General features: G+C 55.4%; 24 protein-coding genes. 15 read left to right on the top strand and 9 right to left on the bottom strand.

What is annotated here, in order from left to right:
* Positions 1-6 precede the first annotated feature (6 nt).
* The 5 genes from ACQ66Q_RS09550 to ACQ66Q_RS09530 all read left to right on the top strand — a co-directional run bounded on the left by ACQ66Q_RS09550 (position 7) and on the right by ACQ66Q_RS09530 (position 4,821).
* Entirely contained in the window at positions 7-735 is a 729-nt protein-coding gene (locus ACQ66Q_RS09550; protein ID WP_430456583.1) for a SapC family protein, read from the top strand.
* Positions 736-739: 4 nt separating this feature from the next.
* Complete coding sequence (locus ACQ66Q_RS09545; RefSeq protein WP_430456582.1) at positions 740-1,444, top strand: DUF6445 family protein; 705 nt, start codon at positions 740-742, stop codon at positions 1,442-1,444.
* 132 nt (positions 1,445-1,576) lie between these two features.
* The gene (locus ACQ66Q_RS09540; protein ID WP_208932658.1) at positions 1,577-2,152 is read left to right on the top strand and encodes an RNA polymerase sigma factor; all 576 of its coding nucleotides are present in this window, start codon (positions 1,577-1,579) and stop codon (positions 2,150-2,152) included.
* Positions 2,145-3,233, top strand: coding sequence for a FecR family protein (locus ACQ66Q_RS09535; RefSeq protein ID WP_430456581.1), 1,089 nt, complete (start codon positions 2,145-2,147; stop codon positions 3,231-3,233). The genes ACQ66Q_RS09540 and ACQ66Q_RS09535 overlap by 8 nt, the downstream gene beginning before the upstream one ends.
* A 100-nt stretch (positions 3,234-3,333) precedes the next feature.
* Positions 3,334-4,821 carry a sugar porter family MFS transporter gene (locus ACQ66Q_RS09530; RefSeq protein ID WP_430456580.1) on the top strand — a complete coding sequence of 496 codons (1,488 nt, stop codon included), beginning with the start codon at positions 3,334-3,336 and terminating at the stop codon, positions 4,819-4,821.
* Positions 4,822-4,876: 55 nt separating this feature from the next.
* On the opposite strand, the gene ACQ66Q_RS09525 is transcribed toward ACQ66Q_RS09530, so the two are convergent.
* Positions 4,877-6,034 carry an MbnH family di-heme enzyme gene (locus ACQ66Q_RS09525; RefSeq protein WP_430456579.1) on the bottom strand — a complete coding sequence of 386 codons (1,158 nt, stop codon included), beginning with the start codon at positions 6,032-6,034 and terminating at the stop codon, positions 4,877-4,879.
* Positions 6,025-6,735, bottom strand: a complete 711-nt coding sequence (locus tag ACQ66Q_RS09520; RefSeq protein ID WP_430456578.1) for an MbnP family copper-binding protein — start codon at positions 6,733-6,735, stop codon at positions 6,025-6,027. The genes ACQ66Q_RS09525 and ACQ66Q_RS09520 overlap by 10 nt, the downstream gene beginning before the upstream one ends.
* 119 nt (positions 6,736-6,854) lie before the next feature.
* Here ACQ66Q_RS09520 and ACQ66Q_RS09515 point away from each other — a divergent pair, with 119 nt between their 5' ends.
* Both ACQ66Q_RS09515 and ACQ66Q_RS09510 read left to right on the top strand, forming a co-directional pair.
* Entirely contained in the window at positions 6,855-9,545 is a 2,691-nt protein-coding gene (locus ACQ66Q_RS09515) for a choice-of-anchor B family protein (protein WP_430456577.1), read from the top strand.
* Positions 9,546-9,669: 124 nt separating this feature from the next.
* Entirely contained in the window at positions 9,670-10,545 is an 876-nt protein-coding gene (locus tag ACQ66Q_RS09510; RefSeq protein ID WP_430456576.1) for a DMT family transporter, read from the top strand.
* 59 nt (positions 10,546-10,604) lie between these two features.
* Here the strand turns inward: ACQ66Q_RS09510 and ACQ66Q_RS09505 are convergent, their stop codons facing one another.
* The 5 genes from ACQ66Q_RS09505 to ACQ66Q_RS09485 form a co-directional block, all read right to left on the bottom strand.
* Positions 10,605-11,690, bottom strand: coding sequence for an acyltransferase family protein (locus ACQ66Q_RS09505; protein WP_430456575.1), 1,086 nt, complete (start codon positions 11,688-11,690; stop codon positions 10,605-10,607).
* On the bottom strand, positions 11,687-12,367 hold the full coding sequence (locus ACQ66Q_RS09500; RefSeq protein ID WP_430456574.1) for a glutathione S-transferase family protein: 681 nt from the start codon (positions 12,365-12,367) through the stop codon (positions 11,687-11,689). Before ACQ66Q_RS09500 ends, ACQ66Q_RS09505 begins: the two co-directional genes overlap by 4 nt.
* A gap of 71 nt (positions 12,368-12,438) precedes the next feature.
* On the bottom strand, positions 12,439-13,182 hold the full coding sequence (locus ACQ66Q_RS09495; protein WP_430456573.1) for a hypothetical protein: 744 nt from the start codon (positions 13,180-13,182) through the stop codon (positions 12,439-12,441).
* Between the two features lie 80 nt (positions 13,183-13,262).
* Positions 13,263-13,769 carry a DUF2059 domain-containing protein gene (locus ACQ66Q_RS09490; RefSeq protein WP_430456572.1) on the bottom strand — a complete coding sequence of 169 codons (507 nt, stop codon included), beginning with the start codon at positions 13,767-13,769 and terminating at the stop codon, positions 13,263-13,265.
* 66 nt (positions 13,770-13,835) lie between these two features.
* A complete protein-coding gene (locus ACQ66Q_RS09485; protein WP_430456571.1) occupies positions 13,836-14,723 on the bottom strand; it encodes a LysR family transcriptional regulator in 888 nt (295 codons plus the stop codon).
* Between the two features lie 154 nt (positions 14,724-14,877).
* On the opposite strand from ACQ66Q_RS09485, the gene ACQ66Q_RS09480 reads away from it, so the two are divergent.
* The 4 genes from ACQ66Q_RS09480 to ACQ66Q_RS09465 all read left to right on the top strand — a co-directional run bounded on the left by ACQ66Q_RS09480 (position 14,878) and on the right by ACQ66Q_RS09465 (position 18,365).
* Positions 14,878-15,531: an NAD(P)-dependent oxidoreductase gene (locus ACQ66Q_RS09480; protein WP_430456570.1), complete on the top strand. Its 654-nt coding sequence runs from the start codon at positions 14,878-14,880 to the stop codon at positions 15,529-15,531.
* Between the two features lie 148 nt (positions 15,532-15,679).
* Entirely contained in the window at positions 15,680-17,170 is a 1,491-nt protein-coding gene (locus ACQ66Q_RS09475; RefSeq protein ID WP_430456569.1) for a methyl-accepting chemotaxis protein, read from the top strand.
* Positions 17,154-17,639, top strand: a complete 486-nt coding sequence (locus tag ACQ66Q_RS09470; protein WP_430456568.1) for a DUF6436 domain-containing protein — start codon at positions 17,154-17,156, stop codon at positions 17,637-17,639. Before ACQ66Q_RS09475 ends, ACQ66Q_RS09470 begins: the two co-directional genes overlap by 17 nt.
* A gap of 105 nt (positions 17,640-17,744) precedes the next feature.
* Positions 17,745-18,365, top strand: a complete 621-nt coding sequence (locus ACQ66Q_RS09465; protein WP_430456567.1) for a glutathione S-transferase family protein — start codon at positions 17,745-17,747, stop codon at positions 18,363-18,365.
* A gap of 29 nt (positions 18,366-18,394) precedes the next feature.
* Here ACQ66Q_RS09465 and ACQ66Q_RS09460 read toward each other — a convergent pair whose 3' ends face one another.
* Positions 18,395-18,742 carry a putative quinol monooxygenase gene (locus ACQ66Q_RS09460; RefSeq protein ID WP_430456566.1) on the bottom strand — a complete coding sequence of 116 codons (348 nt, stop codon included), beginning with the start codon at positions 18,740-18,742 and terminating at the stop codon, positions 18,395-18,397.
* An 83-nt stretch (positions 18,743-18,825) separates the two neighbouring features.
* Between ACQ66Q_RS09460 and ACQ66Q_RS09455 the strand changes: the two genes are divergently transcribed.
* The 4 genes from ACQ66Q_RS09455 (at position 18,826) to sbcC (ending at position 25,224) form a co-directional block, all read left to right on the top strand.
* Complete coding sequence (locus ACQ66Q_RS09455; RefSeq protein WP_430456565.1) at positions 18,826-19,617, top strand: acyl-CoA thioesterase; 792 nt, start codon at positions 18,826-18,828, stop codon at positions 19,615-19,617.
* 61 nt (positions 19,618-19,678) lie between these two features.
* Positions 19,679-20,557 carry a CPBP family intramembrane glutamic endopeptidase gene (locus ACQ66Q_RS09450; RefSeq protein WP_430456564.1) on the top strand — a complete coding sequence of 293 codons (879 nt, stop codon included), beginning with the start codon at positions 19,679-19,681 and terminating at the stop codon, positions 20,555-20,557.
* Positions 20,558-20,617: 60 nt separating this feature from the next.
* Complete coding sequence (gene sbcD, locus ACQ66Q_RS09445; RefSeq protein ID WP_430456563.1) at positions 20,618-21,886, top strand: exonuclease subunit SbcD; 1,269 nt, start codon at positions 20,618-20,620, stop codon at positions 21,884-21,886.
* The gene (sbcC, locus tag ACQ66Q_RS09440; RefSeq protein ID WP_430456562.1) at positions 21,886-25,224 is read left to right on the top strand and encodes an exonuclease subunit SbcC; all 3,339 of its coding nucleotides are present in this window, start codon (positions 21,886-21,888) and stop codon (positions 25,222-25,224) included. The genes sbcD and sbcC overlap by 1 nt, the downstream gene beginning before the upstream one ends.
* Positions 25,225-25,247: 23 nt before the next feature.
* On the opposite strand, the gene ACQ66Q_RS09435 is transcribed toward sbcC, so the two are convergent.
* On the bottom strand, positions 25,248-25,607 hold the full coding sequence (locus ACQ66Q_RS09435; RefSeq protein WP_430456561.1) for a hypothetical protein: 360 nt from the start codon (positions 25,605-25,607) through the stop codon (positions 25,248-25,250).
* Positions 25,608-25,657 lie beyond the last annotated feature (50 nt).

Genomic DNA, 25,657 nt, shown 5'->3' with positions numbered 1-25,657 from the left:
TTATTCATGGCACATTTAGTTGCAGTAGAACCGGCCCGGCATCAACAGCTGTATGTCTTGCCCGAGCAGATTGATGCGCATGCCGCCGGACAAAATCTGATCCCGGTGGTGCCGGCCGAGCTGAGCCATGTCGCTACACAGTTGCCGCTGGTACTGGCGAAAAATGGCCAGACCGGTCAGTTTGTGTTGGCAGCATTGACCGGCTTTGCCGCCAACGAGAATTTACTGATGCAGCAAGGTCGCTGGCAGGGCTTATATCTGCCGCTACAAATCCAGCGGCAGCCGTTTTTTGTCGGCAAGGCAACGCCGGAAGCCGACGATTATGTGGTCTGCATCGACATGGACAGCCCGGCCACCGGGCAGAACCAGCCGTTACCAGCCGGCGCTGAGCTGCTGTTTTTGCCCGATGGCAGCGAAACTGAGTTTTACCGGCAGGCCAAGTTACGCTTGGTTCAGCTGCTGCAGGGTGAACAACAACGCGATGCGCTCATTGAGATGTTACTGCAATGCCAGTTGTTACAGCCGATGTCGCTCGACATCACTTTTGCCGACCAAAGCACGACGCGGCTGAACGGTTTGTACAGTATCGACGCGGACAAGCTGGCGGCGCTGGCGCCAGAGCAAGTGGTGCAGCTGCATCAACAGGGTCATTTAGCGGCGATCTATGCCATCCTCGGTTCGGCGGCACAAATCTACGGCTTAATCGCGCGCAAAAATCAGCAGTTGGCGGGTTAAACCGATGCAAAGCGCAGCCTCTGTAGCGCCAAAACCTGCGGTGCTTTGTCAGCTGCTTGGCACTGAGCAGACGCCGTTATTGGTGATAGACCATTTATTTCCGGCGGGTGACTGGTTAAGGCAGCAAGCGCAGCACGGCGTTTATCAGGCCGACCCGGCTAATTTTTACCCGGGCGTGCGGGCGCCGACGCCGCAGTCGTATCAGGATGCGCTGCACAACCTGCTACCTCTGCTGCAACAGGTGTATGCGCCGCAGGCGCAGCAAGTCCGGGTGCTCAGTTCGGCGTTTTCGCTGGCCTGTACGCCGCCGGAGCAGCTAAAGCCGATTCAGATGTTGCCGCATTTTGATACGGTGGAACCGCATCAGCTGGCGATGGTGCATTATTTGTGTGATGCCAGGCAGGGCGGCACGGCGTTTTATCGCCATCGTTATACCGGTTTTGAGCGGATCAGCGCAGAGCGCCTGCAAAGTTATGCGCCGGTGCTGAAACAACAAGCGATGGCGGCCCGGCTCCATGAAGCGCCGCGTTATATGCACGGCAGTTCTGCGCTGTTTCAGCAAATCGGTGAGGTTGAGGCCTGCTTTAACCGGGCGGTGATTTACCCGGGCAATCTGTTACATTCAGGGAATATCAGGGAGTTGAGCGCAGCGGCTGCCGATCCGGCGCAGGGCCGCCTGACCATCAGTAGTTTTTTGCAATTATTTTAAAAATATTTACGGTCGTACTGGCGGATTTTCCCCGGCTGTTTCGTCTGTAGCTGATAAGCAGATTCGTTGCATAGAACAACAACTGCAAATTTTGGCCTGATAACCAATAAAAAACAGAAAAAACGGGGAAAAATGTCAAACGATTCATTATTTTACAAGATCTATCTGGCATCGCGGCGTGGCATTTACCGCGCGGTGTCCAGAATAGTTCCGCCGCACGAAATCGAAGACATCGTGCAGGAAACTTATGTGCGGATTTGCCAGATTGAAGATAAAACGCAAATTAGCTCGCCGAAATCTTTTATGTTTACCGTCGCGCGCAATCTGGCGCTGGATTACCACAAACAGGCCAATGTGCGCCATGTGGACCACGTCGAAGACGCTGAACTGCTGGACCAGCTATTATCAGACAACTGCCGGGATGAAGTGTATGACCAGGTCTTGTCGGGCAGCGAGTTTGGCCATTTTTGTGAAGCGGTACGGCAACTGCCGTTGCAGTGCCGCAAAGTATTTGTGCTGAAAAAGGTTTATGGCTATTCGCAGCGGGAAATAGCAGCCAATCTACGCATCAGTGAAAGTACAGTCGAAAAACATATCGCCACCGGGTTAAAAAGTTGCACGCTGTTTATGCGTAAAGCAACGGGTGGCGAAACCGGACAGGGCCAGCAACACGCGAAGCGACAATCAAGAGGAGGATCCTATGAGTAATATTCACCAGATCCATCTGCAGTCGAAACGCCAGCAATCAGTGCTGGAAGCGCAGCGTCTGGAACAGGCCTGTGAATGGATCGCCCGGATAGACCGGGAACTGCAAACTGAAGAACAACAGGCGTTACAGCAATGGCTGGCGGCGTCTGCGTTAAACCAGCAAACGCTGTTTGAAGTCGCCAAACTATGGGACAAAATGGATGCGCTGAGCCGGTTATCTGACTTGTTTCCGGCGGTAGAGCCGAAAATCAGTCAACAGCGCCGGCCACTGAGTGGTCTGGCGGTGGCCGCCTCTGCGGCAGCGGTACTGCTGCTTGGCGCGTTTTTCTATCGGGGTGATCTGAGTCAGTTGAATACAGACCCATCCTCTGCCGTGGTGGCGATGGAGGCGACTTATCAGACGCGCGTTGGCGAAAACAATACTATTGAATTACCCGACCACAGCAAGCTGGTGCTGAATACCAATAGTTTTGTCGTGGTGCGCTATAGCGCGGGCGCCCGGGTGATTGAACTGCAGCGCGGTGAAATCAATATCGACGTGGCGCATGATACATCACGGCCACTCAGTGTCATTGCCGGTGGCAAGATCATTCAGGCAGTCGGCACGGCGTTTAACGTTGATTTACGGCAGGACCATGTTGAACTGATTGTCACTGACGGCAAAGTATTGGTCGGCAGCAATGCCGGTGTCGACATGCCAACGCCGCAGGCACTGGCAAAACGGTTGCCACAAACCGCTTTGGCCATTTCCAAAGGCGAGCGGGTTGATTTGGACCCTCGTGGTAAAGCGCGCGAACAGGTGCAGAAAATCGACGCGGTGGAACTGGCTGCTAGTTTGTCGTGGCGCTCCGGCAATCTGATTTTCCGCGGTGAAAATCTGCAGGATGCGCTGGCTGAGATCAGCCGTTATACCGATATTCAGTTTGAGCTGGCCGATGATGCCAAGCTGAAAACTATCCATGTCGCCGGTATGTTTAAAACAGGTGATGTGAATGGCTTGCTGGAGGTCTTCCGCAGTAATTTTAACATCAGCCATGAGCGGCTGAGTCGCGACAAAATTCTGCTGAAATACGCCGGCTAAACCGCAAAGGTTAACAAGCGCTGGTACCGCACTGTCTGCGCGCAGTCCGGTACCAGCCTCCACACCGCTGTCTTCAATCGCTTGATAAGGAAACGACCCGATGACGTCATCCGTCACTGGCGCGCCGTCGCGCCCGCTCTCTTCACACTGCGAGCACTCTGCACGCCCGCACTCTGCCCGCCAGAGCAGCGAGCCGCCCGCCAGTTCGGCTGGCACGCTGTTGTACATCACTTTTATCTCGGCAGTGGCCGCGATTGGCGGTTTCCTGTTTGGTTTTGACTCGGGCGTGATCAACGGCACTGTCACTGCGCTCAGCAAAGCCTTTCAGTCTGATTCTGTCGCCACCGGTTTTAATGTGGCCTCGGTGTTATTGGGCTGCGCGCTCGGCGCTTTACTGGCAGGGCCGGCCGCGGATCGCTATGGCCGCAAACCGGTGATGCTGATCACGGCGCTGGTGTTCGCCATCAGCGCCTGGGGTTCAGGCGATGCCAACAGCGCCGCCGAATTTATCTGGTACCGGCTATTGGGCGGACTGGCGATTGGCGGGGCATCGGTGCTGGTTCCGGCTTATATCTCTGAAGTGGCACCACCAGCCTATCGTGGCCGGCTGGCGACTTTACAGCAACTGGCGATAGTGCTGGGCTTGTTTGCCGCCTTTGTCAGCAATTACCTGATCGCGGCGAGCGCCGGCAGTGCTGAAGCCCTATTCTGGCTCGGGTTACCGGCGTGGCGCTGGATGTTCTGGATGGAACTGTTCCCGTCCATCTTGTTTTTACTTGGCGTGTTTTTTATCCCGGAATCGCCGCGTTATCTGGTGGCGCAAGGCCGGCTGCTACAGGCGCAGCAAGTATTCAGCCGGATTTGTCCGGGCAGCGAAGCGGCACAAATCGCTTTGGTGCAGCAATCTTTGGCCGGTGAAACCAAACCGGGGCTGGCGGATTTTCTTGTAGCCGGTAGCCGCAAGGTTCATCCGGTGATCTGGGTTGGTATTGCCTTGTCAGTGTTTCAGCAATTTGTCGGCATTAATGTGGTGTTTTATTACGGTGCAGAGCTGTGGCAAGCCGCCGGTTTTGATGAATCACAGTCACTGTTCATTAATATCGTGGCCGGCACCACCAATATTGTGTCCACTTTTGTCGCCATTGCGCTGATTGATAAAGTCGGCCGCCGGCCTTTGTTACTGGTCGGCAGCGCTGGCATGTTTATCAGCCTGGCGGTATTGGCGATTATTTTTGGTACTGCCGGCCTCGATGCTGCCGGTAAACTGCAGTTGACCGACCAAACCGGTTTGCTGGCACTCGTTACGGCGAATTTGTTTGTGGTGTTTTTTGGCATCAGCTGGGGGCCGGTGGTCTGGGTGCTGCTTGGTGAGATGTTTAATAACCGCATCCGTGGTGCGGCGCTGGCGGTGGCTGCCAGTGCGCAGTGGCTGGCGAACTTTGCGATCACGATGACGTTCCCGATCTTATTGGGTTCGGTTGGCCTCGCCGGAGCTTATGGTTTTTATGCGCTGTCGGCGCTGATCAGTCTGTTTTTTGTTATGCGTTTTGTCAGCGAAACGCGCGGCAAACAACTGGAAGAGATGTAACGCAAGTACCGGCAGGGTTAGTTCAGGCTTCAGGGTTGGGACCTGAAGTCTGGCTTTATTGGGCCGGCCACGGATCGGCATAGGCTGGGTTGGTAATAAAATGCGGGTCGGTCAGGCTTTGTAAAAAGGCCAGCACGGCGGCCCGCTCTTCCTGTGTTAAATCAAAACCTTTCACAAAATTGCTTTTGGCCGGATGCAGTCGACCATCGCCTGTCCATTGCCCCTCGCGGGTATTGCGCCCACCTTGTTGATACAAATCAAGCACCTGCTCCAGCGTCGCGACACTGCCGTCATGCATATAAGGCGCGGTCAGCGCGATGTTGCGCAGCGTCGGTGCCCGAAAGCGACCGTCATCATCGGGTTGCATCGTTAGTTCAGCTAAACCGCGATCTTTATCCGGATAACCTTGCCCTGCCACTTGCTGGCGGCCGGTGAAATATAAGCCGGTATTGTGAAAAGGCCGCCGGTCTAGCGGCTGCTTTTCATGGCTGGTCGACTGGGTGAAGTTAAAACCGCCGTGACAATGATGACATTCCAGCCGTTCCGAGAAAAACAGATTCATGCCGTCGATTTGCTGCGGCGTTAAGGCGCTGTCATCGCCTTGATAGGCATAGCGGTCAAACGGTGCCTGTAGCGAAATCAGACTGCGGACAAAGCTGGCGAGAGCCTGAGTTACGCGCTGGAAATTAGCGTCTTCATCGCCAAAAGCGTCGGCAAACAGCGCCGGATAAGGCCCACGCTGCAGTTGTTGCAGCACTTGCTGTTCATGGCCGCTGATGCCGAGTTCAACCGGCTGCTCGCCGAACATCGGGATCAGCAGCTGCTGTTCAATCTGCTGCAGATCCGGGTGCGCCCAGGTCAGCGTTTTGTTGTAGGCCACGTTGACCAGCGCCAGCGCATTACGCCGGTGTCGCTCGCCGGTGCTGCCGGCGGAAACAGCCTGAGGTTCGGCAAAGGCAAAGGCCTGTTGATGGCAACTGGCACAGCTTTGCTGGCCATTACCGGATAAGGCTTTGTCATAAAATAAATACCGGCCCAGTTCAGCTTTGGCGGCGGACATCGGATTTTCTGCTGGTACTGCGGGTTTCGGAAAGCCTTCAGGCAGTGGCCATTGATACGGCTGTGGCGCCGGCGTGCAGCTGCCAAGCAATCCGACCAGCATTAGCAAGGCCGCGGCTTTTATCACTGCGGGCGGGCTTAGCGTCATTGCCATAAGCCTTCCACGGCGCTGGCGCCAACACCGAGCCGCGGCAATAACTGCTGGCAACTGCGGGTTTGCCGATCCGACATACAGGAATTCTCCCCGTTTGCGCCAAAATCCTGCAGCAAGGGCGCGAGGTCAAGGACCAACTGCGGCTGCCCGCTATACTGCAAATTGACTTGTATTTGGTTGGGCTGCTGGCAAGGCGTGGTTGGAGCACGCATCACACTGGGGCCGCTGCAGCCGGTAGAGCCCAGATGCAGCGACCAGTTGGCGGCGCCGGTCAGATCGAGCCGCAGGAATTTATAGCCGTGTTGCCAGCTCCAGTGCATATCGGTTTGCTGCAGCGGCGCTTGTGCCTGTAACGGATTCTGATGATTCAGTGGTGCCGGCACCCCCAACGTGAAGCTAAGTGGACCTGGCGTTAAGGCAGTTGCCAGTGGAATGTGCCACTGACCAGCGTCGTTGCTCTGGCAGTCGATGCCAAGCAGCACCAGCCTGTCATTGCTGTAAGGTCCTGGCGTCAGCGCAATTGGCTTAGTCTGGCTGAAATCGCTTAAAAACAGCTGTAACTGCGCCAGCTGAAACGTCTGGCCGTTCAGCGTCAGGTTGGAATCGCAGCGCAGCGGCTGGCCTTGCCATTGCAGCTGTAATTGCAGTGGTGCCGAGCTTTGCGGTTGGCAACCGGTCAGGCAGGTCAGCAGAAAAATCATACAAAAATTAATAATTTGTTTACTGTTTTGCATTTTCGTATTTATATAAAGCTTTGGGATCACAGTAACAAAACCTTGGTAAAACGCAACGCTTTTACCTGCTTCGCCGGAGTCATCACATGTCACATCGCCCAACTTTTCGTCAGATCACTGTGCTCGCCAGTTTGCTGTTTAGCGCAGCGGCCTTCAGCCATGCTGAACATGACCGCGCCCGCTTTGTGACGCCGACCGGCAAAGATGCGGGGCGCTGTGACAGCCCGGTGCGCGCCTGTCAGAGCATCAGCTACGCGGTACAGCAAGCCAGTAAAGGCGACCGGGTGTTGGTGGCTGAAGGGACATATCAGGTGCAAAGCGCCGACGATTTATTTTATCTGAGCAGCAAGCTGGTGCCGGTGCTGGGCGGTTACAACAAGTTTGACCATTTCCTGGACCAGGCTCCCGGCATCAACCCGACCATTCTGACCGGCGTACCGGATGCTTATATCGGCCAGCTGCAGCTGCAAGGATTTGTCGTGGTCAACGACGGTTTCGCGCAGCGTTTTGCCGATAGTGCCGCGCTGGAACATACCCAGCAGCAACTGCAGCAAAGCCAGGGGCCCACGCCTTGTGTCGATGGCAAAGCCGGCATTTATCCTTGTAAAAACATTGATTTGGTCAGCCATATTGCACTGACCGACATGAAGCTCAAACCGAATTCTGCCAATAATATCTGGGGTCATACCGACCTCAATACCGGCACTGAATACGCCATTATCGGCCTGGATACCGGCACTGCGGTGTTCAGTCTGGCCGATCCGGCCTCGCCAAAAGAAGTGGGCAGTATTGCCGGCAGCCGCACGCTGTGGCGCGATATGAAAGTGCTGCAGTTTTACGATAACAGCCTGGCGCGCTGGCGGGCTTATGCCTACGTCAGTTCGGAAGGTACCGACAATATTCAGATTATCGATTTGAATCAGCTGCCGGTTTCGGCACAGCTGGTGTCGGCCGATCAGGCGGTGACGTCGGCGCATAGCCTGTATATCAGCCATGTCGACTACACAACGAATACAACGCTGGAAGGGCTAGAGCCGGCACTACATATTGTTGGACAAAAAGCGGTCGGTGGTGCTTTTACCAGTTACGGTCTGAAAAATCCGACTACGCTGACGCCTTATTTTCTGCACAGTAATGGCACCCGGGCCGACTATACCCATGATGCGACGTCGATGCTGATTGAAGACAGCCGCGCCACGCAGAGCTGCCAGCGTAGCGCCTGCAGTCTGCTGATTGATTTTAATGAGAAATCGGTACGGCTGTGGAACATCAGCGATTTAACCGGTGCTGGTGCGCTTGCAGAATTGACTTACCCACAAGCCAGTTACGTGCATTCCGGCTGGTGGACGGAAGATAAGCGGTACGTGTTTATTCACGACGAGTTGGATGAGACAAACTTTGGCCTCAATACCACGATCCGCGTGATGAACGTCGACAACCTGCAGCAGCCGGTCATTGTCAAAGAATGGACGGGCCCGACAGCAGCCATTGACCATAACGGCTATGCCCGTGGTAACCGCTATTATTTTTCCAACTACCAGCGCGGCACCAGCATTCTGGATATCAGCAACCCATTGAATCCGCAGGAAGCCGGTTATTTTGACTCCTTCCCTGCCAGTGACAACGCCGCCTTTAACGGCGTTTGGGGTACTTATCCGTTTTTGCCGTCGGGGCTGATTATTTCTGCCGACATCAACAGCGGTTTGTATGTACTGCGCGATCAGACAAGGCAAAGTGCCGCCGGTCAGGTCAGTTTTGCTACTGCCGGCAGTTCGGTCAAATCGGGTGAGTCGGCAGTGCTGAGTGTACGCCGGCCGGCCGGCAGCGGCGCTGTCAGTGTCGGCTGGGAGACGTTAAATGGCTTTGGCCTGACGGGGCAACTCACGCAATTGGCCAAAGGCCGGCTGAGCTGGGCGGCCGATGACCATGCGGACAAAACGATCCGTATCGCGACCAGCACGCAATGGGCCGGCCATGCCAGCTTTTTTGTCCGTTTGTTTGATCCGCAAAATGGTCTGACGCTGACCACGCCGTCTTATCATCAGGTGACGGTCGGCAGCGCTGCAGCGCAACAAGGTGCGGCCGGTTTTCAGCTCAGCACTGTGACGCTGGAAGAAAATGCTGGTCCGGTCAGCGTCAAAATTGGCCGCTTTGCCGGCAGCAGCGGCGCGCTTACCATCAGTTATCAACTCAAAGATGACAGCGCCAAAGCCGGCACTGATATTCAGCAAATTAGCGGCGAACTGAGCTGGGCAGACGGCGACACCGCAGATAAGTCCATCACGCTGTCACCGATTGACGACAGCCTGCTGGAAAACGAAGAACAGCTGACCTTGCAGCTCAGCGGCACTGTGGTGGCGGACCGCGCCAGCTTGTTGGTGAAAATTCGCGACAACGAACAAAACCGCAAGCCGGAAGTGAAAGTTGGCTTCCCAACTGAAGTGAATGCCGGTGCCCAGGTCACGTTAAAAGCGGAAGGGACAGATCCGGATGGTGATGCGCTGACTTACAGCTGGACGCAGGTCAGTGGCGACAGCGTGACCCTGAGCAATGCGGCGACCGACAGCGCCAGCTTTGTTGCACCAAATCGTGACGCCGATCTGCAATTTAGCATCAGCGTGATGGATAGTCGTGGTTTGGGTACTGTGGTGACCTTTTCGATTAAAGTGAAAGGCACTGTCACCACGACGCCAGTCAATAATGGCAGTTCCGGTGGCTCCGGCGGGGCGCTGGGTTTTGCCGTGTTGTTGCTGGCATTGTTCAGACGCCGGATTTAACTCACTTCATCATGGCAGCGGCCGCTCAGCTGCTTTTTCCGCAGACTGAGCGCGCCGGGCCTTTGACCTTGCTGTGTGCAGCTAACCACTGTGATACGCTTGCGTTTTTTGCCGGAGTATCGCTTTGTCTCATTCTACGCAACCGCAAGACCATCCGGTTAAAGGCATTCTGGCGATGCTGCTCGCTGTGCTGATGTTTTCCGGCATGGACGCGGCGATGAAAACGCTGACCGAACATTACAGCGCCATGCAAATCACCTTTTTCCGCGCTGCCTGCGCCTGGCCTTTTATTGTGCTCTGGTTAGCCACCACAGGCCGGTTACAGCATTTGTTGCAGGCGCGCTGGTCCTTGCATCTGCTGCGTGCGGTGCTTGGCATTGTGATGCTGGCGTCCTTTATCCATGCGGTCAGTTTGTTATCGCTGGCAGACACTTACAGTATTTTCTTTGCCGCACCTTTGATCATCACGTTGCTGTCGGTTTGGTGGCTGAAAGATCAGGTGAATAGCCGGCAGTGGGTAGCGATTGTCATTGGCCTCGCGGCGGTGATTTATATGCTTAAACCGTCCGGTGACGGCTTGCTAAGCCTCGGTGCGCTGATGGCGCTGCTGTCGGCCCTGTGTTACGCCATTTCAGCGATCACAGTGCGGGTGCTGGCGAAATCGGATTACGCCGGCAATATGGTGTTCTGGTTAATGACGATGATTGGCATCGGTGCCGGTTTGCTGGCATTGCCGGACTGGCAGCCGCTGCAATGGTCACTGTGGCCGTATTTTCTGGCGATTGGTATCACCGGCGCTATTGGCCAGGTATTTATCACCGAAGCGTTCCGGCTGGCGCCGCCTTCGGTCATTGCCCCTTTTGAATACACCGCGCTGGTCTGGGGTTTAGGCTTTGATATCGTGCTATGGCAAGTCTGGCCCACCGCCAGCATGCTGCTGGGGGCGGCCGTGATTATGCTCAGTGGGCTTTATCTGATTTGGCAGCAACAGCGCAGTTAAGCAGGGGACAACGGAGTCTTACCGCTTAAAAAGACTCCGATCTTCCAGAATACACAAACTTAACGTTGCCACACCCGCGTAAGCTGCATACCCAGCCAATTGCGCTGCGCGGCTCTGGCCGATTCAATGTGCCGGCTGATCAGCCAGATCAAAGCAGGTACCAATACTACGGCCGACACAATTGCTGCAGCCAGATGTTCTGTCGCCGGAAAAACAGCTTTCACCAGATATAACAATGGCATATGCAACAGGTACAGCGAAAAGGTATGGGCTGATATTTCCCTGATCCAGCGCTGAACCCTGGCTGATATATTGAAGTCGACGGATTTGCATATTTTGTTCGCGCACAAAATATGGATAACGATACACACCGTTAAAAAATAATCAGTGAAAAAATGTTGCGCAGTTTCCAGCAACAGACTTTGTTGCATCCATTGTCCGGCAATGTTGGCAGTCACGTTAAAGCTGTGCTCCCATCCATCAGTTGATCCGACCGCGATGGCCATCACAGACAAGCAAAAACCGATCACTGCAACTGGCAAGCTAAACTGCAGCCGGTCTTTTATCCGGAAGCACCAGACCCCGGCCAGCCATACCGGCAGGTACAATAAAATACTAAACCCCATCAACAGCAGAATTGGCAGCAGATAAAACCAGCGACGCCAACCGGTCATGTAAAAAACCACGCCAAAGAACAGGTAATACAATACTTCGTATCCCATTGACCAATATGGCATATCAATGAGAATTCTCGTTTCCATCCAGCTTTGATTGGTAAATGTCAGGGCGCTGAAAAGAGTTTGCCCCATGCTGGAAAATGTCGGTTGGAGATCGGTAATACTTGCCGGGTTGTAGGCTTGGGTAAAGGCATAGATCATAAACGTCAGCAGAATAGCCGGCACGGCAACTGAATAAATCCGTACCGTTCTGTTGATCACATAGTCAAATGCCGATTCTTGTTTTTCCGTGCAGACAAATGCTATGACAAACCCGGACAGGACAAAAAAGAACACAACAGCCTCATGGCCAAAACCGGCCAGCTGCCAGAAATAGCCATCAACAAAGTGTGGCAGATGTGACAAGAATACCAGTGCTGCTGCGATAAACCGAAATACGTCAAGATACAGCGATAACTGCCTGTTCATAATCGCAGGTCCGCCACCAATAGGCCATGCCGCAGTGGTTCCGCTTCGTGCGATGGCTCGCGGTATGGGTCTGCCAATGCGGCTTGTTGCCACGCCAACATGCCTGATAACTGCAGCAACCGGTCAACATAAGCCTGAGCCGCGGCGGGTAACGGCAAGCCGTAACTTTGCACCCGAAAGGCCACCGGCGCAAAAAAGGCATCGACGGCGCTGAACGCACTGCCAGCCAGAAACGGGCCGCCAAATTGCTGTAAGCCTTGTTGCCACAATTCGCTGATCCGGTCCAAATCGGCTTGTAACGCCGGGCTGATTTGCTGCAGTTTTACCCGGATACCCACGCTCATTGGGCAGGTGCCGCGCAAGGTGCTGAAGCCGGCGTGCATTTCGCTGGCGGCGCAACGGGCAAAAGCACGGGCTTTGCTGTCCGCCGGCCAGACACCCGGATGCCGCTCGGCCAGATACTCGATAATTGCTAAAGATTCCCAAATCACCTCGCCGTCGTGATGCAGGCAGGGTACTTTGCCGTTCGGTGCAAAATGGCGGAATTTCGCATGGTTCACCGGCCCGTCAAAGCGGCTGTGTTGTTCAGTAAATGCGATGCCGAGTTCCGTCAGCAGCAGCCAGGGCCGCAAGCTCCACGATGAATAGTTTTTGTCGGCGATAAAAAGTTGATACATAGCGTGTTCCTGCGCAGGCTAAAACAGCGTAAGAACATACGCTGCGTGACAAACGGATTCAAGCCTGTCGCTCAGCGTGGTGGCGGCAGTAACGGCGCAGGCGGCTGTAACACCGGATAACTTTGATAAAAGCGCTGCAATTCGCCGCTTTTCCCCAGCTGTTGGATCCGTAGATCCCAAAATTGCTTTAACTTTCGGCCTTTATCGGTAGGACTGAAACCGGCATAGACCGGCACTGTGGCCAGCCATTGTTGCTGCAGACCGGATTTTTGCAATTGCTGCTGCAACTCAGGGGTGGCTAGATCGCCGCGCTCGGCCAGGTAGACATCAATCCGGCCCGCCAGAAGCAATTGGATAGCGTGCGCCGGGCTGTCCACTTCATAGCCCTGATTATTGATCTGCAGCGCCGCGCCGTAATTGTATGATTTTTCCCAGCCCAGCTGCAGTGACGACAGCCGGGGTTTGCTCAGATCGGTCGGGTGTAGCCGGACGGGCTGAAACACCGCCAGTAAGGTATCTGCATCATAAGGTAAATTGGATGACTCCAGCGCAAAGGCCTGAATATCTGCCTGCGTCAGACCAAAAGATAAATCAGCCTGACCGCGTTGCACGGCGAGCCAGGCGCGGCCCAGGTGGTTATGCCGGATCACCAGCGGATATTCAGCAGCAGGTAACACCAACCGTGCCAGCGCAAAATAAGCACCAGAGCCGTCAGCATTGGTAAAGCCGGGCCACAGACTGGTTTCAATAATCACCGGATGGGCAGACAAACCACTACTCAGGCAGAGCAGCAGGACGCTGCAAATATATTTCATGGCTGGCTCCGGCAGCGTAGAAGGAGCAATAAGCCAAGGCTAGTTCAGCCGGCCGCGATTTACCACGGCCGCTGCGGGGTTTATTCATTCGTCGCTTTTTGCTGTGCGGCTTTGCGTTGTTTCGATTGTTTCTCAATCAATGCTTTCATTTTTGGCACTAATTGCTGCATCTGCTGCTGCATCATCACCATGGTACCCTGCATCAGCTCCGGCTGACGTTTCAACATTTTCTGGCCGGCCTCAGACTGATAAAACGCGATAATATCCTGCAATTCGTCTTCGCTGAACACGTTGCCATATAACGCAATCATCGGTTCTTCCATCTTGTCCCAAGAAAGCTCCGTCCGGACTAAGGCGTTTACTTCTTCCATATATTGCTGCATTTGCTGAGCTTGTTTCGGGTCAACACCACCGGCTGAAAGCATCTGTGCGCTCATCTGATCCATGTTTTGATAAGCCTGGTCCATCATATTGGCTGCTTCGGTGACCTGCAGGAATTTTTCAATGGTGGCACGGGTGGCGGGTTCTGCCTGAGCCTGCAGGCTGAACAGCAGGGCTGCGGCACAGCTGAATAATTTCATACGCATTCGACTTCTCCTTATCGGTTGGTTGCAGATGTTACTTTGCTGGAAATATAACAATTTTGCAACCCACTATCTATGCTGCAGACGCTGTTGTAACAGTTCGACAAAACGCCGCACTTTTAACGGGCGATGTGGGCCTGGCGGATAGACTGCAAAAATGCCACCGGCTGGCAAATGCCAGTCTGGCAGCAAGTGCACCAGCTGCCCGGCTGCGATCAGTGGTTTTGCCGTGTAGTCCGTTAAAATCCCCAATCCGGCATGTTTTAATAACAACGCCTGAATACTGGCGGTGGAACTGACTGTGAAGCGGCTGTGAAACTGCAGCTCGGCCAGTTGGTCGGCCTTGCGCATGGACCAATGCAATGGCGTGCGTAGCTGGTTAAAGGCAATCAGTGAATGTGTGCTGAGATCTGCCGGTTGCTTTATCGGCGGGTGCTGCGCCAGATATTGTGGCGTGGCCAAAAGCCACTGATTAAAGTCACCCAGTTTGTGTGCTTTTAAACTGGAATCGCGTAGCCAGCCGCCGCGGATCGCTAAATCTATCCCTTCGCGCACTAAATCACGCACCTGATCGCTGCTGCGCAGTTCGATCTGCAGCGCCGGATGTAACTGGCTGAATTCCAGCAGCACCGGTAACAAAATTTGATTGGCATAATCTTCCGGTGCAGTCAGCACCAGCTTGCCACTCAAAGCAGTATCGGGGTGCTGCAGCTGCTGCAATTCACGTTGCAGCTGATCAAAGAGCGGCAGGCATTGCGCCACCAGCTGCTCGCCGGCTGCAGTCAGGCTGACCTGCCGCGTGGTGCGGCGAAACAACGCGACGCCAAGCTGTTGTTCCAGCGTTTTAATTTGCAGACTGATTTTGGTTTTAGTGCAGCCCAAGCGTTCGGCGGCTGCGGTGAAGCTGCCACTCTGGGCGAGTGCCTGCACCAGTTGCAGACTGTTTAAATCCAGCATCTGTGCTCCTGCGATGTGATTGTTTTGATAATCATGACAGTGAATTGCAGATTGGGCTATTTTTCATCATTAATCAACCGCCGATAATAGCGTTCATAGCGGTTCGCACCAGCGGGTGCCGGCCAACATCAGCCACAATTATCGGAGTGAAATTATGCAAATCGTCATTATTGGTGCCAGTGGATTTATCGGTAGTGCGTTAACGTCAGAAGCCTTACAACGTGGTCATCAGGTTCGGGCTCTGGTGCGTGATGCCGGCAAACTGGCCGCGTTACAGCAACAATATCCACAGCAACTGCAAGTGGTCAGTGTCGACGTACTCGACAGTCAGGCGCTGCTGCCATGGCTGCAGCAGCAACCTCTGGTGATCAGTGCGTTCAGTGGCCACAGTGATGCTGACGTGTCCGGCTATTACCAGCGTGGTTTCGCCAGCATTCTGCAGGCCGTCAAACAAAGTGCTGTTGGCCGTTTTTTGTTGGTTGGTGGCGCGGCATCTTTGCAATTGCCGGATGGCAGTATGTTACTGGACAGCCCGAATTTCCCGGCAGCTTACCGCGGTTCGGCTGAAGGCGCTTATGCTGCGCTGCAGCAACTGCAGTCTGAAACGACTCTGGCCTGGAGCTATTTATCACCAGCTGCTGAGATTTTCCCGGGCGCTGCCAGCGGTCAATTCCGTTTAGGCGGCGACATGTTGCTGACTGACGCAGAAGGCCACAGCCGGATCTCGACCGGCGATTACGCAGTAGCAATGCTGAATGAAGCCGAGCTGCCGGCCCATACCGGTCAGCGTTTTACAGTGGCGTATTAAACCCACGCGGCTGATCAGTTTTTACTTTCGGGACGTAATTTGGCAGGCACCACACAGAATGAAGCCATTATGCTAGGCTGATAGTCGTGTCTGCCCCTCAGACTGAACCGCACTACGTAGATGCGGCCAGTACGTTTCCGGAGTTTTTATGCAATATCATTTTCGTGCCGAAGCCTTTCAAATCGCTAACTTTGTCAATGCCGGACTGTTGGTACTGAGTCTGGTATTCAGTTTTATTTTTGGCAGCTGGCTGCCCACGCTGCTGATTGGCTTGCCTGCAGCGCTGATCCCCTGGTTTTTATTAAATTCGCTCGGTGATCAGCAGTTAACGCGGATCTCTTATGGCATCAGTTACATGCTGTTTGCCGCGCTGCAAATCCATTTATCGCAAGGCATGCTGGAAATGCACTTTGGCATTTTTGTCCTGTTGGCCATTCTGATCGCATTTCGGGATTATCTGGTGGTGCTCAGTGCTGCCGGGTTTATTGCGGTGCATCATTTGTTATTTATGTGGCTGCAGGCCGGTGGCAGCTCGGTTTTTGTCCTGCCGCCGGCTGAACTGAGTCTGGAAATTGTGTTGTTACATGCTGCTTATGTCGTGGCTGAAAGCGTGGTGCTGGTAATTATTTGCCGCAACAGTCTGAAAGAGGCGCAACAGGCTGAGTTTTTCCTGCAAACCACCGAGAAAATGGTCGATGCGAACGGTCGCATCTGGTTGCACAGCGGCAAACCTGAGATCGAAACCCGGCTGACCCGCAACTTCAGCAACGTGATGACCACTTTGCAGGATACGGTGAAAACCATTGATTCGGCAGTCACTACCCTGACCAAAGAGACCGAAATTCTGGTTTACGAAGGCAGTACTTTATCCAATCGGATCAGCAATAAATTGCAGGAAGTGGAGCGGATTGCGACTGCGACGGAACAAATGTCGATGTCGATCCAGGAACTGGGCGAATCTGCCCGTGAAGTGTTAGTGCTGGCACAGGATTCGTCAGTGGCATCCAACGACGGGAAAGCCGTAGTGGATAAGACAATTAGCAATATCAACAACTTGTCTGGCACGCTGGAACAAACCAAGGTCAAAGTGAATGGCATGGCCAGCTCAACGTCGGAGATTAAAGGCGTGTTGGATGTGATCCAGTCCATCGCGGAACAAACCAATTTATTAGCGTTAAATGCCGCGATTGAAGCGGCGCGCGCCGGTGAGCAGGGCCGTGGTTTTGCTGTGGTGGCTGACGAAGTGCGGAACCTGGCCTCGAAAACTCACAAGTCGACCGACGAAATCAAGCAAATGATTGCGCGGCTGGTACAAAGCAGCAACGAATCCGTCTCGGCGGTGGAACAATCGCTGCAACAGCTGCAGGCCACGGTCAGCACCGCCAGTGAAAGTCATCAGGTGCTCAGCGGCATTCAGCAGCGGGTAGAACAGGTTGTCGGGTCGGCGGATTTGATGTCGCGCACTTTAGAGCAGCAGGGTCTCGCCAGCGCCGAGATCGCCCGCTCGACCGCTGAACTGATTACGCTGGCCAGTGAACAGCAGGTACAAGGCGCTAAAGTGACTGAAATTGCCCATCATGTTGAAGCTATTACCGGACAATTGAGTCAGCGGGCTGAACGTTTTGTCCACACCAGCTAAGCAGGCACTGATCGCGCTGCTGTTGCTGGGCTGGGCTTTAGCTTCGCTTGGCACACTGGCGTGGTTTGAACAACAACATTACGGTGTGTTTGACCCGGCGGGGCAGTTGCAGCAGCTCGATGCTGGCCGTCGGATCCCCGCTGACAATGTGTTAATCGCGGTGATTGATCCCGATTGTTATTGTGCCCGCGCCGCGCGGGCACATCTGCAGCAGTTAAAGCGCCAGCAGCCATCATTGCAACTGCAGGAACTCACACCGGAGCAGTGGCGCGCGCAAGGCCCGGCGCTGCCGGCAACACCGTTGGTGTTGTGGTATCAGCAACAACAACTGCGTTACGCCGGGCCGTTAGCGCAAGGCCCGATCTGCAGCAGCGACAACGACTTATTGCTGCCGTTGATACAGGGGCGGCAGTGGTTGGCCGGTGTCTGGCTGAATTCAGAGACCGTTGCCTGTCGTTGTCCGGCGTAAGACGGGTGAAAATTGCCATCAGCTGACCCTGCTCACTCTGTTTTTTGTCACGCCACTGCGGCATGCTGGCCGTCCTGACCAAAGCGCTAGCCAAAGGAGTGACAGATGAACCACCCACAACTGAAATTATTTCATAACCCGCAAAGCCGTTCGGCTGGCGTACGGATCCTGCTGGAAGAGCTGGGTTTGGCGGCAGAATTTGAACTGGTCGACTTTAAAGCGCCGGAAAAAAGTCCTGCCTTGCTGGCCGCCAATCCGCTGGGCAAAGTGCCAACCTTGATCGCCGACGGGGTGGTGGTGACTGAACAAGTTGCGATTTACCAGTTTCTGGCAGAATTAAAGCCGGAAGCCGGCTTAAGTCCGGCGGTTGGTGAGCCACTGCGTGGATCTTATCTGCGCGCGCTGGCATTTTATGGCAGCAGTTTTGAGCCTGCGATGATCGACAAAGCGCTGAAGCGCGATGCCGGTCAGCGTGGCATGAGCCCGTATGGCGATGTGGCTGCGGTGGAGCAGTGGCTGCGATCGCAGTTAAGTGTTGGCCCATGGTTCCTGGGGGAGCGCTTTACTGCGGTGGATTGTCTGTGGGGCACTGCGCTGGGCTGGATGACGCAGTTTGGTCTGCTCGAAGCGACGGCGGAAATTAGCGCGTATCTGCAACGATTCGCCGCCCGGCCTGCGGTACAACGCGCCCGCGCTTTAGATCAGGCGCTGCTTGCTGGCCAATAACGCCGGTGAACCTGAGCATGCGCCGGTTGTTACAGCGCCGGCGCGTCGTACTGTTCTGGTTCGTCGCTGTAGACACAAACGTTCCAGTCTGCAGCGAGACCATCTTCTGCCAGGCAATAGGTCTGGAAAAACTGCTGGATCTCAGCGCGCTGACAATGCGCTTCAAACGCCGCCATGTCGGCCCAGATTTCGTTAAAGACGATGGAGAAACCAGTACCCGGCGCAAAGTCGGAGCTGATCTGCCGCGTCACGCGATATTGCAGACAACCATCTTCGCGCAGCGTGTTGGGCTCTAACCCCTGTAATACGCGGAATAACTCAGCTTCTTTGCCAGCCTTTGGCTGAAATTGAGCGAGGCAATAAACTTTTTTTGACATAACGGGTTCCTTTTCGGGACGGACTTGAGCGTGGTATAACACTGGTAGGGCCAGACGTTTGGCCAAAAGCAGAGGAATCTATCATGAAGTTTGCTGATGTGATGCAACAATTCGCCGCGGTTGCGGCCGATGAGCGGGTGATCGATGTGCCGGCCCATTGGGGTCAGGGCCGCGCCGTATTTGGTGGTATGGCAGCTGCGCTTGGCATGGCGCATCTGCAGGGCGCGATCCCGGCGGGTATTCCGCTACGCTCTGTCTCGGTGTCTTTTGTTGCGCCGCTGAACAGTGGTGAGGCGACGGTGCGCCGGCAGATTTTACGCCAGGGCAAATCGGTGGTGCAGGCGCAGGTTGAGATCGTGCAACAAGGCCAGGTTGTTTTGGCCGCACTGGCCAGTTTTGGTGCGCCACGTCAGTCGGCCCTGCAGGTTGCGGCGCCGCGCGCGCCTGAGTGGCAAACGCCCGGCATCCGCTTGCCGGACAGCGACATGGCGCCGGAATTTACCCGGCATTTTGATTATCAGATCCAACAAGGCAACGCCCCGTTCAGCGGCGGCAAAAGCCGTACCCTCGGTGGCCAGATCCGCTTTCACGGTGACGGTCAGTCGCAGGTTGGTGTACCGGAACTGCTGGCACTGGTCGATGCCTGGCCGCCAGTTAGTCTTGGCCTGATGCAAGGACCAGCGCCGGCCAGCTCGCTGACCTGGACACTGGAATTATTGCCGCAGGCCCAAACGTTCAGCGGCAGCGACTGGTGGTCTTATCTGGCCAATATCGAACATGGCGCCGATGGTTATCATCATATCGAAGCCAAATGCTGGGCGCCGGATGGCTCATTGCTGGCGATCAGCCGGCAAACCGTGACGGTGTTTGCCTGAAATTCACGCTCTAAGTTGCTGAATTTGTTAAGCTGGGCAGCGTTTTTCATGGAGGAATAGCATGACGCTGTTTGCATTTGTCGCGCTGGCACTGGCGATGTTGACGCTTGGGTTCAAAGTCCGGTTGCCAGCCGGCGCGCTGCCACTGGGATCTTTAGGCTTTGCCTTGCTGGCGTTAGGGCTGGCTTGGCAGGCCCAGCTGGTCTCACTCAGTGCAGCCGCTGTATTGTTGCTGCAAGCTGCGTTAGCGCTGTGGCTGGTTCTTTGCAGTGCGCCGCGTTGGTTCACGGGCGCCGGCTGGGTGCTGCTGATACTGCTCGCGCTGGCGACTGCGCTGCATTGGCTGCCCGGCATGCAGAACCCGTTGCTGGTCGATGCACAGCAACTGACACCCGACGCTATCCCCTATACGCTGTACGCCAATTTTGATAAAGGCTGGGCCGGATATTGCCTGCTGTTTGCGTTGTGGCCAACCCAACAACAAGGCGATTTATGGCAGCGCTATCGGCGTGGCTTCTGGCCGGTATTGCCGCTGACGGTTATTGCAGCGCTTGGGCTGGCATTGGGTTTTGGGCTGGTGCAGTTTGCGCCGAAACTGCCAGAGTTCTGGCTGAGTTTTGTTGCCTGTAATCTGCTGCTGACTTGTGTGGCGGAAGAAGCGTTGTTCCGTGGCCTGCTGCAACGGCCGCTGCGCGATTCTTTGATAGGGCGCGGTGTCCACCAAGGTGCTGCGGCCTGGTTGGCTATTCTGCTGGTGAGCCTGTTGTTTGGCCTGGCCCATCTCGCCGGCGGCTGGGCTTATGCCTGCGTGGCGGCAGTCGCCAGCCTCGGTTACGGCTGGGCCTATCAGCGCAGCGGCCGCATAGAAGTGGCGGTACTGACGCATTTTGCCGTCAACTTGGTGCATTTTTCCTTGCTGACGTATCCGATGCTGCGCTGATCTGCGGCCATCAGGTATCATCAGGATTTTGCTGCGCTACTGACAGGGATCTTCCGGCCTATGCTTCGCATTTTGCATACCTCCGATTGGCATTTAGGCCAGTTTTTTATCGGCAAAAGCCGTGAAGCCGAGCATCGTACTTTTTTCCGCTGGCTGTGTGACACCATCAAAACACGGCAGATTGATGTGTTGCTGGTGGCCGGTGATATTTTTGATACCACCACCCCGCCCAGTTATGCCCGCGAACTCTATCATCAGCTGATTGTCGATTTGCAGCCGCTTGGCGTGCAGCTGGTGTTGCTTGGCGGCAATCACGATTCGGTTGCCGTATTAAAAGAAAGTGCTGAATTACTGCGTTGTCTCAACACTTATGTGATCCCCGGTTATCAGTGCGATCCGGCGCAGCACCTGCTGGTGTTAAAAAATCACGACGGCAAGCCCGGCGCAGTGCTGGCGGCAGTGCCTTTTCTGCGGCCACGGGATCTGTCGCAGCGCGATGATTTTCGCAGCAGCGCCGGTGTTGAAGCCGGTGAAAAACAGCTGCAATTGCAACAACAAATCAGTGTGGTGTATCAGGAGCTTTATCAGGCGGCGCAGATGCTTGCCAGCGAGTTATCGCCCGATACGCCATTGCCGCTGCTCGCTACCGGTCATTTAACCACGGTCGGCGCCAGTAGCAGCGAGTCGGTACGCGAGATTTACATCGGCACGCTGGATGCGTTTCCGGCCAGTGGTTTTCCGCCTTTTGCCTATGTGGCGCTGGGTCATATTCATCAGGCGCAAAAAGTCGGTGGTACTGAACATATCCGCTACAGCGGTGCGCCGCTGGCGCTGAGTTTTGACGAAGCCCGTCAGCAGAAATATTGCCTGGAAGTTACGCTGGACCATGCAGATGTCAGTATCGAAGCACTGCCGTTACCTTGTTTTCAGCCGCTGTTGTCGCTGAAATCGGACCTGACCAGCCTGCCGGCCTTATTGGCGCCGGCATTGCAAAGCTTAAGCGCCGGCCAGCGCTTGTGGCTGGAACTGGTGCTGACCGGCGACAGTGCGTTGTTATCCGACGTGCAGGTACAGCTGGAGCAATTGCTGGCGCCGTTACCGGTCGATTTATTGCGCTTGCGCCGGCAGCGGCCGGTCGATGCGGCCACCATCGCCGGCAGTGGTCTGAGCTTGCAGGAACTGACTACTGCCGATGTGTTTGCCGCCCGGCTGGCGCAGGAACAGCTTTCTGCTGAATTACAGCTGCGCTTGTCGCAGTTACATCAACAGGCGTTGGAACTGTTACAGCAGGCCGACGCCGCGGTTGGCGCAACGGGAGAGCCGGTCTGATGCGGATCCTGTCAGTACGCTTACAAAACCTCAATTCGCTGCGTGGCGAATGGTTTATCGATTTTCGTGATCCGGCCTTTGCCCAGAGCAATTTGTTTGCCATCACCGGCCCGACCGGCGCCGGCAAAAGTACGCTGCTCGATGCGATTTGCCTGGCGCTGTATCATCAGACGCCACGCTTAAAAGTGCTGAGCCAGACCAGCAATGAGCTGATGAGCCGTCACACCGCGGAATGTATGGCCGAAGTGGAATTTTCGGTGCATGACCAGCAGTACCGCGCGTTCTGGAGTCAGCGTCGCTCGCGCGGCGCTATCGACGGCAATCTACAGGCGGCCAAAGTCGAACTGGCCCGTGCCGATGGCGAGATCCTGACCGATAAATCCAATGAAAAACTCAAATTAACCGAGCAGCTGACCGGCCTGGATTTCGCCCGGTTTACCCGCTCGATGTTGTTGTCGCAGGGCAATTTCGCTGCGTTTTTAAATGCCAGTGCCAATGAACGTGCCGAGCTGTTAGAAGAGCTGACCGGCACTGAGATTTATGGTCAGTTATCGGTGCAGGTGTTTGAGCAGTGCCGCACGCTGAAACAGCAGCAGGAGATTTTACAGGCGCAACTGCAGGGCATCGCGTTGTTATCAGCTGAGCAGCTGGCCGCACTGGAAGCACAGCAACAACAGCTGCAGACCGACAGCCAGCACAGCGCGCAGCGCCTCGATGCGTTGCGTCAGGCGCAGCAGTGGCAACAACAGCTGGCACACAGTCAGACGCTGCAGCAAAGCGCAAGCGCGCAACTGACGGAAGCCGACGCCAGGGCTGAAGCGGCAAAAGTGGGTCTGGCCAAGCTGGAACTGCACCAACAGGTGGTGCAATTGCGGCCGGGTTATCAGCAGTTATTGCAGCTGCGCGAGCAACGTACGCAGGCGGAGCAGGAACTGGCTGGCAGCAGCAGTGCGTTGGCGCAGCTGTATCCGTTATTCGCGGCCGGGCGGGCGTTGGGGCTGGCCGACAGTGAGCAGCAAAACCAAAGCCTGCAACAACAGCTGCAGCACAGTGACGCTGAGCTACAGCAACTGACGTTACAACTGAGCCAGCAACCGGATCCGACCGTGCTGGCGGCGCAGCTGGCGCAGCAACAGGCCGGATTCACCAGCTATCAGCAGCAACAACAGCAGCTTGACACGCTGCGACAGCAGCAGCCTGCACTGGAACAGCAGCTGCAGGCCTGCGTCACGCTGGCCGAGCAACATAAAACAGCATTACCGGCCCTGGAGGCGCAGCTGGCCAGTGCCCAACAGCAGGCGCAGCAGCTGGCCACTGAGCTCGGGCAGTTGGATCCGCGGCACTTGCAGCAACAGCTGAATCAGCTGCATCCACAGTTACAACAGCTGCAAACGGCTGCCCAGCAGGCCGCGCAGGGTTGGCAACTACAGCAGCAGTTGCAGGCCTGCCAAACCGAACAAGCGGAACTACAGCAGCTTCGCAGTCAAAAACGTTTGCAGTACAAAGAGCTACAAGCCAGCCTCAGCGATAAAGAAACCATACTGGCGCAGCAGCAACTGATTAAAGAACTGAGTGAATACCGGCAGGCGTTAAAAGCCGGCGAAGCCTGCCCGCTGTGTGGCAGTGCTGAACATCCGGCGGTCACGCACTATCAGCAGGTTGAACCGTCCACCCAGCAGCAACAGGTGTTGGCCCTGCGCCAGCAACTGGAACAACTCAGTAACGAAGGCGCTGCGCTGACTGCGCGGCTGGAAGCGTTGCAACATCAGCAGCAACAGATGCAGCAACAACTGAACCAGCTGCAGGTGGCGCTGAGCGACGCCCAGCAACAATGGTTTGCTCAGGGGCAAAGTTCGGCGTTTGATGACGCGGTGGTGCAATTACAACAACAGATCCAGGCGTTCCAGCAGCAGGCCAGCAGTGCACAACAGCTGCAGGCGCAACAGCTGGTGCAGCAAACGGCAGTGCAACAGGCGCAGCAACAGTTGCAGCAGTTACAAGGTGCGCTGGAGTTACAACGCCAGCAGTACCGGCAGTTGCAACAGCAACAACAACAGCTGGCAGCTCAGATCGAACAATTGCAGCGCAGTCAGCAGACGTTGTTGCAGCAACTGGCCGGCGCGCTTGGCTGTGCTGGCGAAGAGGCGCTACTGCAACAGGCGTTGCAACAAGGCGCCGCGCAGCTGCAGTGGATCCGGCAGCTGCAACAGCAGCAGCAGCGGACTCAGCAGCAGCATCAGCAGATTCAGCAACAGCTGCAACAGGCGTCGCAGCAGCTTGCAGCATGGCAACAATTACAGGCTGTGATCCTGCCCGAGCAGCCGTACAGCAGCGAACCGCCACAGCCACAAAGTCTGCAGTTATGTCAGCAACAGGCGCAGCAGATCGAGCGGCTGCAAACCAGTGCCGCCTTGCAACAGCAGCAGCTCAGTAAATGGCAGCAACAAAGCGCGCAGTTGCAACAGGACTGGTTACAGCAGGCGCAACAGGCCGGTGTTGCCAGCGAAATGGCGTATTTGATGGCACAACTCAGCGATGCGCAAAAAGCCGAACTGGAAACGCAACAACAGCAGATCCAGCAGGCGCGCACTGAAGCCAGCGCGTTATTGCAGCAAGCGCAGCAGCAGGAACAACAGCTGCGTGCCTCAGAGCCGGCAGATGCCGCGCACGCCGATCTGGCGAGTGAACTTAGCGCTGCAGCTGAAGCGCAACAACAGCAGTTACAGCAACTGGGCGAGCTGAATCAGCAACTGAAACAACAGCAGGAACTGGCACAGCAACAGGCCGGGTTATATCAACAAATTCAGGCGCAGCAGGCGCTGTATCAGGACTGGCAACAACTGAACAGCCTGATTGGCTCCGCCGATGGCGCTAAATACCGCCGGTTTGCCCAGGGCCTGACACTGGCGCAGCTGGTGCTGCTGGCCAACCGCCAGTTGCAACAACTGCACAGCCGTTACCAGCTGGCGCGAAAAGCCGACAGCGAACTGGAACTACAGGTGCTGGACAGCTGGCAGGCCGATAGTGCACGCGACACCAAAACCTTATCCGGTGGCGAAAGTTTTCTGGTCAGTCTGGCGTTGGCGCTGGCCTTGTCGGAACTGGTCAGCCATAAAACCCGGCTGGAGTCGCTATTTCTTGATGAAGGTTTTGGCACGCTCGACCCCGACACGCTGGAAAACGCGCTGGCGGCGTTAGATCAGCTGCAATCGGGCGGCAAAATGATTGGCATTATCAGCCATGTCGAAGCGCTGAAAGAACGTATTCCGGTGCAAATTAAAGTGCATAAACAAGCGGGTGCCGGCTGGAGTACGCTGGAATTGCCGCAGGTCTGGTAAGACACAAAACTGCGGCTCGACCATTATTCCTGAAAGCGATTCTGGTAACGCAGCCGCCAGATCAACAGGCCGCACAGACACAGGATAAAAGCGGACGGGTACAAAAACTCGTTGTCGAAACGGAAGTACAAAAACGCACCGATGCCGAAGTACAAAAAGGGTTGCAGTTCATACAACCAGAATGGAATGTGGAACAAACCATCGCCGCCAGATTTGTGATTGAGTCGGCGCCGTTCGGCCCGCATGATCCAAACTAAGGCGCCGGCATTGATCAACAATACGCCGGCCCAAGCGCCAATCGGGTGTGGTAACAAGGCAAAACAGGCGACACCGGCCGCTAGATATAAGTAAGGCAAACTTTCATAAAGCTGTGACGGCAACATCTGAATACCTCAGCGACAGCGGGAAACTTCCTGTGTTGTACTGCAATTAG

Source organism: Rheinheimera sp. (assembly GCF_965283995.1).
Classification (GTDB): domain Bacteria; phylum Pseudomonadota; class Gammaproteobacteria; order Enterobacterales; family Alteromonadaceae; genus Pararheinheimera.
This window is presented reverse-complemented; position numbering and strand designations above follow the sequence as displayed.